At 62.2% G+C, this 13,147-nt stretch carries 12 protein-coding genes and 1 pseudogene; 6 read left to right on the top strand and 7 right to left on the bottom strand.

All coding sequences use genetic code 11. The annotated features are described in order from the left end of the window. Positions 1-57: 57 nt before the first annotated feature. The 6 genes from ACUXH0_RS08470 to ACUXH0_RS08445 all read right to left on the bottom strand — a co-directional run bounded on the left by ACUXH0_RS08470 (position 58) and on the right by ACUXH0_RS08445 (position 5,196). Positions 58-1,038, bottom strand: a complete 981-nt coding sequence (locus tag ACUXH0_RS08470; protein ID WP_004626970.1) for an ABC transporter substrate-binding protein — start codon at positions 1,036-1,038, stop codon at positions 58-60. A 291-nt stretch (positions 1,039-1,329) separates the two neighbouring features. Next, positions 1,330-2,127 (bottom strand): peptidylprolyl isomerase, encoded by a 798-nt coding sequence (locus ACUXH0_RS08465; protein WP_004626968.1) that lies wholly within the window; start codon positions 2,125-2,127, stop codon positions 1,330-1,332. A 42-nt stretch (positions 2,128-2,169) separates the two neighbouring features. After that, positions 2,170-2,442: a BolA family protein gene (locus tag ACUXH0_RS08460; RefSeq protein ID WP_004626967.1), complete on the bottom strand. Its 273-nt coding sequence runs from the start codon at positions 2,440-2,442 to the stop codon at positions 2,170-2,172. After that, the gene (locus ACUXH0_RS08455) at positions 2,442-3,014 is read right to left on the bottom strand and encodes a septation protein A (RefSeq protein WP_004626965.1); all 573 of its coding nucleotides are present in this window, start codon (positions 3,012-3,014) and stop codon (positions 2,442-2,444) included. Before ACUXH0_RS08455 ends, ACUXH0_RS08460 begins: the two co-directional genes overlap by 1 nt. A 48-nt stretch (positions 3,015-3,062) precedes the next feature. After that, positions 3,063-3,449 carry a peptide-methionine (R)-S-oxide reductase MsrB gene (msrB, locus tag ACUXH0_RS08450; protein WP_004626963.1) on the bottom strand — a complete coding sequence of 129 codons (387 nt, stop codon included), beginning with the start codon at positions 3,447-3,449 and terminating at the stop codon, positions 3,063-3,065. Positions 3,450-3,606: 157 nt separating this feature from the next. After that, positions 3,607-5,196, bottom strand: coding sequence for a protein adenylyltransferase SelO (locus ACUXH0_RS08445; RefSeq protein ID WP_024972677.1), 1,590 nt, complete (start codon positions 5,194-5,196; stop codon positions 3,607-3,609). Between the two features lie 344 nt (positions 5,197-5,540). On the opposite strand from ACUXH0_RS08445, the gene ACUXH0_RS08440 reads away from it, so the two are divergent. The 6 genes from ACUXH0_RS08440 (at position 5,541) to ACUXH0_RS08415 (ending at position 12,570) form a co-directional block, all read left to right on the top strand. After that, positions 5,541-7,169 (top strand): 3-(methylthio)propionyl-CoA ligase, encoded by a 1,629-nt coding sequence (locus ACUXH0_RS08440; RefSeq protein WP_004626960.1) that lies wholly within the window; start codon positions 5,541-5,543, stop codon positions 7,167-7,169. 219 nt (positions 7,170-7,388) lie between these two features. Beyond that, positions 7,389-8,645 (top strand): branched-chain amino acid ABC transporter substrate-binding protein, encoded by a 1,257-nt coding sequence (locus ACUXH0_RS08435; RefSeq protein ID WP_004626959.1) that lies wholly within the window; start codon positions 7,389-7,391, stop codon positions 8,643-8,645. Between the two features lie 126 nt (positions 8,646-8,771). Then, positions 8,772-9,719 (top strand): branched-chain amino acid ABC transporter permease, encoded by a 948-nt coding sequence (locus tag ACUXH0_RS08430; RefSeq protein WP_024541690.1) that lies wholly within the window; start codon positions 8,772-8,774, stop codon positions 9,717-9,719. Beyond that, the gene (locus tag ACUXH0_RS08425; RefSeq protein ID WP_012435576.1) at positions 9,720-11,054 is read left to right on the top strand and encodes a branched-chain amino acid ABC transporter permease; all 1,335 of its coding nucleotides are present in this window, start codon (positions 9,720-9,722) and stop codon (positions 11,052-11,054) included. Continuing rightward, positions 11,051-11,851, top strand: a complete 801-nt coding sequence (locus ACUXH0_RS08420; protein WP_004626953.1) for an ABC transporter ATP-binding protein — start codon at positions 11,051-11,053, stop codon at positions 11,849-11,851. The genes ACUXH0_RS08425 and ACUXH0_RS08420 overlap by 4 nt, the downstream gene beginning before the upstream one ends. Continuing rightward, entirely contained in the window at positions 11,851-12,570 is a 720-nt protein-coding gene (locus ACUXH0_RS08415; protein WP_182593889.1) for an ABC transporter ATP-binding protein, read from the top strand. The genes ACUXH0_RS08420 and ACUXH0_RS08415 overlap by 1 nt, the downstream gene beginning before the upstream one ends. A 69-nt stretch (positions 12,571-12,639) precedes the next feature. On the opposite strand, the pseudogene ACUXH0_RS08410 reads toward ACUXH0_RS08415, so the two are convergent. After that, positions 12,640-13,147, bottom strand: a pseudogene (locus ACUXH0_RS08410) (hypothetical protein); the annotation flags it as partial.

Below are 13,147 nucleotides of genomic sequence, written 5' to 3'. Positions count from 1 at the left end.
GGCAGACCCGCGCCGGGCCGGCTCCGTCGGGCGGAGGCCGGCCCGGCGCCTTGCGAGTTACTTGATGACTTCCTTGGCGTCCTTCAGCAGGTCCGCCGACAGGGTGGCGCCTTGCTTCTTGGCTGCGCCTTCGTTCACGAACAGCTCCAGGTCGGAGCTGCCGGCCGACGCAATCGCGCCCGGCTTCTCACCCTTCAGGATGCGGGCGACGACCTTGCCGGTCTGCTGGCCCAGCTTGTAGTAGTTGATGCCCAGTGCAGCGATGGCGCCACGCTTGACGCTGTCGGTATCGCCGGCCACCAGCGGGATCTTCGCTTCGTTGGCCACCTTCACCAGCGATTCGTACGCCGACACCACGTTGTTGTCGGTGTTCGTGTAGATCACGTCGACCTTGCCGATCAGGTTCTTGGCGGCCGGCGCGATATCCACCGTACGCGGAGCTGCCGACTCGACGAGCGTCATGCCTTGCGCCGACAGCAGCTTCTTCAGCTCGGTGACGACCACGACCGAGTTGGCTTCGCCCGGGTTGTAGACCATGCCCACGCGCTTGGCATTGGGCACCACACGCTTGATCAGGGCGATCTGCTTGTCCAGCGGCAGCTTGTCAGACACGCCGGTCACGTTGGTGCCGGTCGGCGCCCAGCTCTTGACCAGTTGTGCGGCAACCGGATCGGTCACGCCCGAATACACGACGGGGATCGACTTGGTGGCAGCCACAACGGCCTGCGCCGACGGGGTAGCGATGGCGACGATGGCGTCCGGCTTGTCGCCGATGAACTTGCGGGCAATCTGCGCGGCGGTGGCCGTGCTGCCTTGTGCGCTCTGGTATTCCCACTTCAGGTTCTTGCCTGCGTCAAAGCCTTCGGCCTTGAGTTGTTCCTTGGCGCCATCGCGGATGGCGTCGAGCGCCGGGTGCTCAACGATGGCCAGCACTTCGACCGACTTGGTGGCCTGGGCCAGTGCCGGTGCGGCTTGCAGCAGTGCCATCGGAATGGCGGCAAGCGCGGCAATGCGGAAGGCGTGCTTGAACGTGGACATAAGGATCTCCTGTTTCCTTTTGGGTGGTTTCGCTCTGGCGGCGGGCGGGATATGCCCGTGCCGGCGTGGTTGGTTTTGTAAGACTGTCTTGATTCTTGAGCGCACCGAAGCAGTGCAATGCCGGCGCGCGTGGGCGCACATTATCGGCCAAATCGCAATGCTTTTCAGCAAACACTTCAAAAGAAAACCTGGGGCAGGGAGGGGATTCCGATTGCGTGCGATGCAACGTCGCCATCAAATCAAAAAGGGGCACGCGGCCCCTTTTTTCACTGCCCCAACGGGCTGCTCTGCTTACTGGATCTTCGCTTTTTCGCGCAGGTCTTTCAGCATCGCCTGGAACTTGCTGCGTTGCCAGTTCTGGTCGCCCATCATCATCTCGAGCAGTTGCGGCTTGACCTCTTCGTACGACGGGATCTTGGCGTCGCGCGTGTCGTCCAGGCGGATCACGTGCCAGCCGAATTGCGTCTTGACCGGCGTCTGGGTGATCTGCCCCTTCTTCAGGCCGGTGAGAGCGGCCGAGAATTCCGGCACGTAGGTGCCCGGGTTCGCCCAGTCCAGATCGCCGCCGTTGGCGCCCGATCCCTTGTCCTTCGATTGCGCCTTGGCGATGTCTTCAAACTTGGCGCCGGCCTTGAGCTTGGCGATGATGGCCTTCGCGTCGGCTTCCTTGTCCACCAGGATGTGGTGGGCGTGGTATTCCTTGCCGTTGCCGAACTGCGCCTTGATCTTGTCGTACTGCTTGTGCAGTTCGTCTTCGGTGGCAGGGCTGTTCTTGACGTAGTCTTCGAACTCGGCGGCCACGAGCACATTCAGGCGCGCAGCAGCGAGTTGTTCCTGAATGTCGTCACGCTCCAGCAGACCGCGTTTGGCCGCGTCCTGCTCGATCAGTTCACGGTCGACCAGCATGTCGCGGGCCCTGGCGCGCAGCTCGGGCGATTCGGGCTGGCCCGACTTCTTGATCAGCGCGTCCACCTTGGCGCTCGGGATGGCTTTGCCGTTGACCACCGCGGCGTTTTGCGCCATCGCGGGAGCAACGGTCGCAGCAAGGGCAGCAGCCAGCAGGCTGGCAGTGAGGCTGGAAATCTTCATGGGATTGCGTTCGAGGGAAGGACGAGTGAGCGTGGAATGCGCTTACGTGTTTTCTTCGGGAGTGACCGCGCGGATCGCCAGCGCATGGATTGCCGCCGGCCACAGCGTGTGCAGCGCATCATACACCATGCGATGACGGGCCAAACGGTTCTTGCCGGCAAAGGCCGCGCTAACGATTTCGACGTTGTAATGCCCGCCGCCGGAGGCTGCGCCGGCGTGCCCGGCGTGCTTGGCGCTGTCGTCTTCAACGACCAGTTGGACAGGCTGGAAGGCCTCGCGCAGGAGGCGTTCAATTTCTTGCGGATCTGCGGCCATCAGCGGTCGTCTCCGATGTTGGCATCGTTGGCCGCGTTGGCCGGGCGCTCCTGCATGTGGCGCGCCAGCCAGACACTCTGCGCAAGGATGAATACCACCATCAGGCCCATCGATCCGAACAGCTTGAAGTTGACCCACACGTCGGTGTCGAAGTTGTAGGCCACATAAAGGTTCAGGCAGCCCATGACCAGGAAGAACAGCGCCCACACCAGGTTCAGGCGGCCCCACATCGTTTCGGGCAGCGATACCTGCTGCTCCATCATGGCGCGGATGAGGTTCTTGCGAACGACCACCACGCTGCCCAACAGCACAACGCCAAACAGCCAATAGAGCACCGTCGGCTTCCACTTGATGAAGGTTTCGTTGTGGAAGATAAGCGTTGCGCCGCCAAACACCCCGATGATGAGCAGCGACAGCCACTGCATGGCGTCGACCTTGCGGTGCTTGAACCACACCCAGGCGATCTGCAGCACGGTGGCGACCATCGCGACGGTGGTCGCCACATAAATACCGGCGACCTTGAAGGCAGCAAAGAACAGGATGACCGGGAACAGATCGAACAGGAATTTCATGCGGGAACGCGCTTGTGCGGGCCTATACGGACGATGATTAGGGAAAGATCAATCGCCGAATTTTAGCGCAGCCGAGTTGATGCAATACCGCAGGCCAGTGGGCGCGGGGCCATCCTCGAACACGTGGCCGAGGTGCGCGCCACAATTCTTGCACTGCACTTCGATGCGCAGCATGCCGTGCGAGCGGTCCGTCTTCTCGTCGATCACCTCGCCGTTGATGGGCTGGAAATAGCTCGGCCAGCCGCAGCCCGCATCGAACTTGGTCGACGATTCAAACAGCGGCGTGCCGCAGCAGACGCAGTTGTAGACGCCGCGATCCCAGTGGTCCCAGTACTTGCCGGTGAAGGGGCGCTCAGTGGCCGCTTCCCGGGTGACACGGTATTCGATGTCGGAGAGTTGGTCGCGCCATTCGGCGTCGGATTTCTTGACGGTCATGGTGATGAGACTCCTTGTTGGATTCGGCAACCGCGGGATGGAGCGATCGAGCGGCTGACGTTGTTTTGTCGTGCGGCAGCGGCAATCCTGACAGGCGCGGATTAGAGCACGGCGTCAGTTCCGGTGCATCACGCGCCCCGCATGTCGGCATGCCGGCTCACGACGAGCAGCTCACTTCCAATGACGATGCCCAGTCCGGCGCGGGCTGCGCGTAGTGCTCGAAGCCGGGGTGGTCGTCAAACGGGCGGGCCAGCACGGCGCGCAGGTTTTCGACTTCGGAGAAATCCTTTTCCTTGGCGCGGCGGATGGCGATTTCAGCCAGGTGGTTACGCAGCACGTATTTCGGGTTGACGCGCTGCATGGCGGCTGCGCGTTCGTCGTCGGATTGCGGTTCGGCCTGCAAGCGCTGCCGATAAGCGGCAAGCCATACGTCTGCGGCTGCACGGTCGAAGAAGAAATCGCGCACGGTGCGCGCTTCTGCCGCAGCCGGCGTGTCGTCGCGGCGTACGTCGGCGAGGTGGCGGAAGAACAACGTGTAATCGGCACGCTGGTTGTGCAGGAGCTTGAACAGATCGCCGAAGAGCGCCTCGTCTGCGTCCTGTGCGGTGGAGAGGCCGAGCTTGGCGCGATAACGTGCGTAGAACGCCGCGCCGTAGACGTCGCGGTAGGTCAGTAATACGTTTTGCGCGGCATCGATGGCGGGTTGAGCCTGCGCTTCGTCGCTCAAATTGACGAAAACGTCGGGATCTTCGCCGAACAACGGCAGCAACGCCTGCGCGAGGCAGAACAGGTTCCAGTAGCCGATCTGCGGCTGCTGCGCATAGGCGTAACGGCCGCCGGTGTCCGAGTGGTTGCAGATGTGGTTGGCGTCAAAGCCGTCCAGGAAGCCGAACGGGCCGTAGTCGAGCGTGAGGCCAAGAATCGACATGTTGTCTGTGTTCATCACGCCGTGGCAGAAGCCAACGGCTTGCCAGTCGGCCATCAGTTCAGCGGTGCGGCGGGCGAGTTCGCGCAGCAGCGCGAGATACGGTTGCGGCTCGCTGCGGCTGGCGGGGTAGAAGCGGTCGATGACGTAATCGGCGAGTGCACGAAGCTGGGGCAGCTGTTCGCTGGCCGCAAAGTGTTCGAAATGACCGAAGCGCACGAACGACGGCGCGAGGCGCGTAACGACGGCAGCGGTTTCGATCTCTTCGCGGCGCACGGGGGCGTCAGCGCCGGTCACGCACAGGGCGCGCGTGGTCGGAATGCCGAGGCCTGCCATGGCTTCCGAGCAGAGGAATTCCCGAATGGACGATCGCAGCACGGCGCGCCCGTCGCCCATGCGCGAATACGGCGTACGGCCGGCACCTTTGAGCTGGACTTCGTAGGGGCCGTCGGCGGTCTGGAATTCCGCCAGCAGCAGCGCACGGCCATCGCCCAACTGGCCTGCCCACACGCCGAACTGGTGGCCTGAGTAGACAGTGGCGAGCGGGTCGCTCCAGGTGGCGACGGCGTTACCGGTGAATACGGCCAGCCCCGCAGCGGTGTCGAGTTCGGCGCGCGTGATGCCGAGCGACGCTGCGGCATCTGGCGAGAACCCGACCAGATACGGTTCGCCAATCGCTCCCGAAGGCATGGGCATCGGGGGCAGGCGTGTAAGAAAGCGTTCGCCCAGTGCCGAGAAACCGGGGGCTGCTGCGGGGCGGCCAGGCCAGTCGAAGGGGCTCGCAAGGGAATCGTCAGGCAAGGCGGCGGGGGAGGCAGTCATGGGATGGGGCGGCCGGGCAGGGGGCGGATAACACAGGAAACGGCGCAAAAACAGTGCCGAATCCTCAAATGTTGTGCGCTTTGCAGCGCAGCAAAATGCGCTCTGCGTAGGGGAAAACGCCATGTTGAGACGCAGCAACGCTATCGCGTATTGTACTTGCGAGTAAAAAAAGCTGCAGCCTGCGAACCCTTGCACCACAACGATTCGCAGGATTTTTCAGATGGCCGGGTAAACATGGGGGCCGATGTGGCAGCGCACAACAATATCCCGTTGACGTGCTTGACGATCACGGGAACAATCGGCCAAAAAATAGAACGGTTGTTCAGTTTTTTCTAGGAGACACCATGGCCCTGATGGGACAAATGATGAGCGCTCCGTTGCTCATCTCGACCATCATCGAACATGCAGCGCGCAATTCCGGTTCGACTGAAGTCGTGTCGCGCCGTGTCGAGGGCGATATCCATCGCACCACGTACCGGCACGTGCGAGACCGTTCCAAGCAACTGGCGAATGCGCTGGCCGCACTGGGCGTGCAGCCCGGCGAACGCGTCGGTACGCTGGCCTGGAACGGCTATCGCCATCTTGAAATCTATTACGGCGTCTCCGGTTCGGGCTCGGTGTGCCACACCATCAACCCGCGGCTGTTTCCTGACCAGATCGCCTACATCGTCAATCACGCAGACGATCAGTACGTTTTCTTCGACCTGACGTTCGTGCCGCTCATCGAGGGCATCGCCCCGCACTGCCCGAACGTGAAGGGCTGGGTGGCGATGACCGATCGCGCGCACATGCCCACTTCCAGCGTGCCGATGCTCTGCTACGAAGAGCTGCTGGACGCGCAGAGCGCCGACTACACCTGGCCGCAGTTCGACGAGAACACCGCAGCAGGCCTGTGCTACACGTCGGGCACTACGGGCAACCCGAAGGGCGCGTTGTACTCGCATCGATCCACAGTGCTGCATTCGTATGCGTCTGCATTGCCCGATGCGCTCGGGTGCTCGGCGCAGGACGTGATTCTGCCGGTGGTGCCGATGTTCCACGTCAACGCGTGGGGGCTGCCGTATTCGGTGCCGCTGGTGGGCGCCAAGCTCGTCTTCCCGGGGCCGAAACTGGATGGCGCTTCGCTGTTCGAACTGTTCGAGCAGGAGAAGGTCACGTTCTCCGCCGGCGTGCCGACGGTATGGCTGGGCCTGCTGCAACACGTGCAGGCCAACAAGCTGAAATTCTCGACGTTCCGCAAGACCGTGATTGGCGGCTCGGCTGCGCCGCCGGCCATGATCCGTACGCTCAAAGAACTGGACGTCGAAGTCATCCACGCGTGGGGCATGACGGAAATGTCCCCGCTGGGCACCACGTGCAAGCTGATGGGCAAGCATGCCGACCTGCCGGACGAGGCCAAGCAGCATGTGCTCGAACGTCAGGGCCGCGCCATCTACGGCGTCGAGATGAAGATCGTCGATGCCGAGGGCCACGAACTGCCGTGGGACGGCAAGGCTTTCGGCGATCTCTACGTGCGCGGGCCTTGGACCATTCAGAGCTATTACCGCAACGAAGTGTCGCCGCTGGTTGATGGCTGGTTCCCGACGGGGGACGTGGCCAATATCGATGCCGATGGCTACATGCAGATCACAGATCGGAGCAAGGACGTGATCAAGTCGGGCGGTGAGTGGATTTCGTCCATCGATGTGGAAAACGTGGCCGCTGCGCACCCCGGCGTGCACATGGCCGCATGCATCTCGTGCCACCACCCGAAGTGGGACGAGCGCCCGTTGCTGGTGGTGATGAAGAAGCCAGGTGTGGAACTCACGCGTGAGGAGATGCTCAAGTTCTTCGAAGGCAAGGTTGCCAAATGGTGGATTCCGGATGACGTGGTGTTTGTCACCGAAATTCCGCTCACGGCCACCGGCAAGATGCAGAAGCTGAAGCTGCGCGAGCAGTTCAAGGATTATCAGTTCCCCGCTGTACAGGCTTAGCTACATATAGAAACCGCCGCCCGTGCACGGGGTCACCCCGGCACGAGGACGGCGGACGTAAGACAACCGGATCAGGGCCGGCCGCCGCGCGACGGACACGTCGACGCAGCGGGATGAAGCCCGGGCGCGTTGCAACCTGGAGACGCAAGCAGCCGCACGCCCACCAGAGGCATGCGGAGAGTGACTCGCCGGCGGCTCCACCACATGAAGGAGACACGCATGACGAAGTTCCGTCCGTTGGTTGTGGCTGTTGCATGTGTTGCGGCAATCGGTGGGGCAGCTCTGCCCACTGCAGCGTCCGCCGCCGAAACCGTGAAGATCGCCTGGATCGATCCGTTGTCCGGCCTGATGGGCGCGCTGGGTCAGAACCAGTTGCGCAGCTGGCAGTACATTGCCGATCTCGCCACGCAGAAGAACTGGGCCGGCGACGGCACGAAGTTCGAAGTGGTGGGCTTCGACAACAAGCTCTCGCCGCAGGAAAGCCTGACGGCGCTCAAGCAGGTGGCTGATCAGGGCATCCACTACATCGTGCAGGGCAACGGCTCGAGCGTGGGCATGGCGCTGGAAGACGCCGTGGCCAAGTACAACGAGCGTAATCCGGGTAAGGAAATCGTCTACCTGAACTACGCTGCGGTGGATCCGGACATGACGAACAGCAAGTGCAATTACTGGCACTTCCGCCTGGACGCCAACTCCGACATGAAGATGGAAGCGCTGACCAGCTTCCTGGCGAAAGATCCGAAGGTCAAGAAGGTCTACCTGATCAACCAGAACTATTCGTTCGGCCATCAGGTCGCGCGTGCGGCCAAGGAATACCTCAAGCGCAAGCGTCCAGACATCGAGATCGTGGGTGAAGACCTGCACCCGCTGGCGCAGGTGAAGGACTTCTCGCCGTACGTCTCGAAGATCAAGTCGTCGGGTGCCGACACCGTCATCACCGGCAACTGGGGCAGCGACCTGGCACTGCTCATCAAAGCCGGCAAGGATGCAGGCCTGAACGCGAACTTCTATACGTACTACGCCTCGACCACGGGCGTTCCGACAGCGATGGGCTCCGCAGGGGCAGATCATGTGAAATACGTGGGCTACTGGAACGTCAACAACGACGGCTACAAGGGCGCCGATATCGTCGAGGGCTACAAGAAGAAGTACAACGACGATTACTACCTCATGGCGTCGTACACCGGCATCGCCATGCTGGCCAAGGCCATCAAGCAGACGAAGTCGGCCGAGCCTGCCAAGGTGGCCAAGGCCTTCGAAGGCATGAAGGTCGACAGCCTGAACGGCACTTTCGAGATGCGCGCGTCTGACCACCAGGGCCAGCAGCCGCTCTACATCGCCACCTGGGAAAAAACCAACGGCAAGAACGTCAAGTTCGACCAGGAAAACACCGGCTACGGCTGGAAGACCGATGCGGTGCTCGACCAGTACGTCGCGTCGCAGCCGACTTCCTGCCAGATGAAGCGTCCACAGTAAGGCGGCGGGTGGTGTGCCGAAGGGCCGTCCGATGCTATCGTGCGGCGATGTTTTAAACGGAGTCCATGGGCCAGCGCATTGATGCGCTCGCCCGTGCTCCGCCGAATCTGCTGGAAGGGCTGCAGCGTGGAATTTCTAGTCATCAATCTCTTGAACGGCATCAGCTACGGGCTGCTGCTGTTCATGTTGTCTTCGGGCCTGACGCTGATCTTCAGCATGATGGGCGTGCTCAATTTTGCACACGCCAGCTTCTACATGCTGGGCGCGTATTTCGCCTATGTCGTCAGCGGCTATCTGGGCTTCTGGACCGCGTTGATCGTGGCGCCGCTGCTGGTGGGCGCGCTGGGCGCAGTTGTCGAGCGCTTCGGCCTGCGCACGGTGCACCGCTATGGCCACGTGGCCGAACTGCTGTTTACCTTCGGACTGGCCTATCTGATTGAAGAAGGCGTGAAGCTGGTGTGGGGCCTGCCCGCCGTGCCGTACCGCGTGCCGGACGCGCTGGATGGCCCGTTGTTCACGCTGTTCACGTCGTCGTTTCCCAAGTACCGCGCCTTCATGATGCTGGTGTCGCTGCTGATGCTGGTTGGCATTTTTCTGCTGCTCACGCGCACGCGTATCGGGCTCGTCATTCAAGCTGCGCTTACGCATCCGGACATGGTCGAAGCGCTGGGTCACAACGTACCGCGCGTGTTCATGCTGGTGTTCGGCGGCGGCTGCGCGCTGGCCGGGTTGGCGGGCGTGATTGGCGGCAACGCGTTCGTGACCGAGCCATCGATGGCGGCAGCGGTCGGCTCCATCGTCTTCGTGGTGGCGGTCGTGGGCGGCATGGGGTCTCTTGTGGGCGCGTTCGTTGCGTCGCTGCTGATCGGTTGCATCCAGACCTTTGCCGTCACGCTTGATATTTCGGTGACCAGCGTGCTCGGGAAGATCGGTGTCACGCTCAACCCCGACGTGCCGCTCATCTCGGTCTGGAACCTGACGATTGCGCAAGTCGCACCGGTGCTGCCGTATCTGCTGCTGGTGCTGATGCTGATCTTCCGCCCGCGTGGGCTGATGGGTACGCGGGAGAGCTAAATGGAACGCACCATGCACCAACAAGCGCAACAACAAGCCGCGCTGCCGGCCAACGATCGAGCGCGGACGATGAAGTTCAAGCCTGTCAATCTTGCCCGCTGGATGCTCTGGGGCACCACTGCGCTGGTGATGATCGTGCTGCCGCTCATCTGGCCGCAGGGTTTTGCCATCACGCTGCTTTCGCAGATGGGCATCATGATCATCTTCGCGCTGTCGTACAACATGCTGCTGGGGCAGTCCGGCATGCTGTCGTTCGGGCACGCGGTGTATGCCGGCCTGGGCGCCTTCATGGCCGTGCACCTGCTCAACAAGATCGGCGCCGTGCAGGCGCTGGGCATCGGCGGGCCGCTCGCCGTTGCGCTGTTGCCGATTGCCGGCGGCCTGGGCGGTGCGCTATTCGGCGTGATCTTCGGCTACGTCACCACCAAGAAGTCCGGCACGACGTTCGCCATGATCACGCTGGGTATCGGCGAGATGGTGTTTGCCAGCGCGTTGATGTTTCCGGACTTCTTTGGCGGCGAGGGCGGTGTCTCCACGAACCGCAGCATCGGCGATGCCCTGGCCGGCATCACCTTCGGCCCGGCACGCCAGGTGTATTACCTGATCGCCGCGTGGTGCCTGATTTCAATGGCGCTGATGTACGCCTGGACGCAGACGCCGCTGGGCCGCATCGCCAACGCGGTGCGCGACAACCCTGAGCGCGTGGAGTTCATCGGCTACAACACGCAGCGCGTGCGCTTCCTGGTAGTAATTCTGTCGGCGTTCTTCGCTGGCATTGCCGGCGCGCTGTCGTGCATCAACTTTGAGATCGTGACGGCCGAGAACGTGTCGGCAGTGCGCTCGGGCTCCGTGCTGCTGGCGGCGTTCATTGGCGGCATGGGCAGCTTCTTCGGGCCGATCATCGGCGCGGTGCTCACGGTGTTCTTCACCGTGGCGCTGTCGGGCATCACCAAGGCGTGGCTGCTGTACCTGGGGTTGTTCTTTGTGCTGATGGTCATGTACGCGCCGGGTGGCATCGCCAGCCTCTTGGTCATACATCTGCCGATCCTGCGACGCGGCAAGCTGAAGACGCTCCTGCCAGCTTACGGTTTGGCGATTGTGCCGGCGGTCATCCTGCTGGTCGCGTTGATTTCCACCGTGGAAATGATCTACGCCGTGCAGGACGACGCCTCGGGTGGCGTGGCCACGCTGTTCGGCCTGTCTGTCGAACCGAATACCCTCAAGCCATGGATTGTCACCGCCGCGCTGTGGCTGGTGGGCGCCTTCGGCCTGCGTGCTGCAGCGGGCAAGCTGCGCGCCGCTTGGGACAACGCATTGCAGGAGCCGCAACCATGAGCCAACTGACATCCGGGCCGACCGCCGCGCTCGAGTTGCGCGACGTTCGCAAGCGCTTTGGCGCGACCGAAATCATTCGAGGGGTCAACCTCACCATCGGCAAGGGCGAGCGCCATGCGCTCATCGGCCCGAACGGCGCCGGCAAATCGACCACGTTCAACCTGATCTCGGGCCGCTTCCCGGCCAGCTCGGGCAGCGTGCGCCTGAACGGCGAAGAGATCAGCGGCCTGGCGCCCTTCGAGATCAACCGCAAGGGCCTGTCGCGCAGCTTCCAGATCACCAACATCTTTCATCGCTTGTCGGTGTTCGAGAACCTGCGCTGCGCGGTGCTCTGGTCGCTTGGCTACAAGTATTCGTTCTGGCACAAGCTGGCCGAACTGCGCGACGCACGCGAGCGCGCGGAAGAAGTGCTCGAGCAGATCGGCATGACACATCGGCGTGACGCCGCCGCAGGCCTGCTGACGTACGCCGAGCAACGGGCGCTGGAAATCGGCATCACCATCGCGGGCGGCGCCGATGTGATTTTGCTGGATGAACCCACGGCCGGCATGAGCCGCTCCGAATCCGACCATGCGGTCGAGCTTATCCGCAAGGTCACTGTGGGCAAGACGCTGGTGATGGTCGAGCACGACATGAGCGTGGTGTTTGGCCTCGCCGACCGCATCTCGGTACTCGTCTATGGCGAAGTGATCGCCACCGACACACCCGAAGCCATTCGCAACAACCGGCGCGTGAAGGAAGCCTACCTCGGCACCACGCTGGACGCGAATGAAACCGAATCTGCAGGAGCGCATTGATGGCAACGAATACTCCGATGTTGGAGGTGCGCGACCTGCACGCGTACTACGGCAAGAGCCACATCCTGCACGGCGTCGACATGCATGTGGGCGAGGGCGAGATCGTTGCGCTGCTCGGCCGCAACGGCGTGGGGCGTTCGACCCTGGCCAAGTCCATCATGGGCATGGTGCGGCACGAAGGCGAAATCCTGCTGCGCGGCAAGAACGTGAGTGGCCTGCGAACCTTCGAAGTCGCGCACAAAGGCATCGGCTATGTGCCCGAGAACCGGGATATTTTCCCCACGCTGACGGTGCGGCAGAACCTGTTGCTTGGCGAGAAACGCAATCCCAGTCAGCCCAAGCTGCGCTGGCAGGTCGAAGACATGTACCAGATGTTCCCGCGCCTGAAGGAGCGCGAGAACACCGCCGCCGGTGTGCTGTCGGGTGGCGAGCAGCAGATGCTGACGCTGTGCCGCACGCTGATGGGCGATCCCGACTTCATCATCATCGACGAGCCGACCGAGGGCCTTGCGCCGCTGGTCGTGACGCTCGTGGGCGAGTATCTGAAGACGCTCAAGGAGCGGGGGATCTCCGTGCTGCTGGTGGAGCAGAAACTCGCCATTGCCCTCGACATTTCACAGCGGGTGTATGTGATGGGTCACGGGCAGATCGTGTTTGAAGGAACGCCCCAGCAGTTGAAGGCCGATGCGAAAGTCCGGCAGGAGTGGCTGGAGGTGTAAAGGCCGGACGTTTAACCACACTGAAAAGATGGCCCGCATGGACAACTGTGCGGGCCTTTTTTGATTTGCCTAGTTGGCAACCACGCCCGTCGCAGTGGCGTTGGTAGGTTCGGGTTGTTGCAGATGCGCCGGGCTGAACTGCATCTCGGTGTACTTCACGAATCGCGTCTTGAATTTCCAGCGGTAAGCCAGCCAGATCGCCACGAACAGAATCACACCGCAGTACGTTGCGATGAAGGCGCCGAAGTTGTCCACCGGTGCAAACAGTGCCTTGGTGTTCTGCCCAAGGATGATCACCGCGCACAGGATCGCCACCATGATCGGCCCGAATGGGAAGAACGGCGACCGATACGCCAGTTGCTCCACTGAATGGCCCTGGCTCGTGAACCCCTTGCGGAACCGGTAGTGCGCCAGCGCAATGCCGAACCAGGCGATGAAGCATGTCACCGCAGATGTATTCAGCAGCCACAGGTAGACCACCTGTGACCTGCTCCCCGCGATTAGTACGTTGACGATGTAGAGTCCGTTCCCAAGAGAGGAACGGTCATGAAGAAGCGATTCACCGAAGAACAGATTA

Source organism: Ralstonia sp. 110700041-2 (assembly GCF_056280165.1).
The sequence above is the reverse complement of the archived record's forward strand: the minus strand, read 5'-3'. Positions and strand labels throughout refer to the sequence as shown.

What these genes read in the sequence shown, in the direction of transcription:
- ACUXH0_RS08470 (WP_004626970.1), bottom strand. Translation starts at nt 1,038, where the DNA reads ATGTCCACGTTCAAGCACGCCTTCCGCATTGCCGCGCTTGCCGCCATT.
- ACUXH0_RS08465 (WP_004626968.1), bottom strand. Translation starts at nt 2,127, where the DNA reads ATGAAGATTTCCAGCCTCACTGCCAGCCTGCTGGCTGCTGCCCTTGCT.
- ACUXH0_RS08460 (WP_004626967.1), bottom strand. Translation starts at nt 2,442, where the DNA reads ATGGCCGCAGATCCGCAAGAAATTGAACGCCTCCTGCGCGAGGCCTTC.
- ACUXH0_RS08455 (WP_004626965.1), bottom strand. Translation starts at nt 3,014, where the DNA reads ATGAAATTCCTGTTCGATCTGTTCCCGGTCATCCTGTTCTTTGCTGCC.
- msrB (WP_004626963.1), bottom strand. Translation starts at nt 3,449, where the DNA reads ATGACCGTCAAGAAATCCGACGCCGAATGGCGCGACCAACTCTCCGAC.
- ACUXH0_RS08445 (WP_024972677.1), bottom strand. Translation starts at nt 5,196, where the DNA reads ATGACTGCCTCCCCCGCCGCCTTGCCTGACGATTCCCTTGCGAGCCCC.
- ACUXH0_RS08440 (WP_004626960.1), top strand. Translation starts at nt 5,541, where the DNA reads ATGGCCCTGATGGGACAAATGATGAGCGCTCCGTTGCTCATCTCGACC.
- ACUXH0_RS08435 (WP_004626959.1), top strand. Translation starts at nt 7,389, where the DNA reads ATGACGAAGTTCCGTCCGTTGGTTGTGGCTGTTGCATGTGTTGCGGCA.
- ACUXH0_RS08425 (WP_012435576.1), top strand. Translation starts at nt 9,720, where the DNA reads ATGGAACGCACCATGCACCAACAAGCGCAACAACAAGCCGCGCTGCCG.
- ACUXH0_RS08420 (WP_004626953.1), top strand. Translation starts at nt 11,051, where the DNA reads ATGAGCCAACTGACATCCGGGCCGACCGCCGCGCTCGAGTTGCGCGAC.
- ACUXH0_RS08415 (WP_182593889.1), top strand. Translation starts at nt 11,851, where the DNA reads ATGGCAACGAATACTCCGATGTTGGAGGTGCGCGACCTGCACGCGTAC.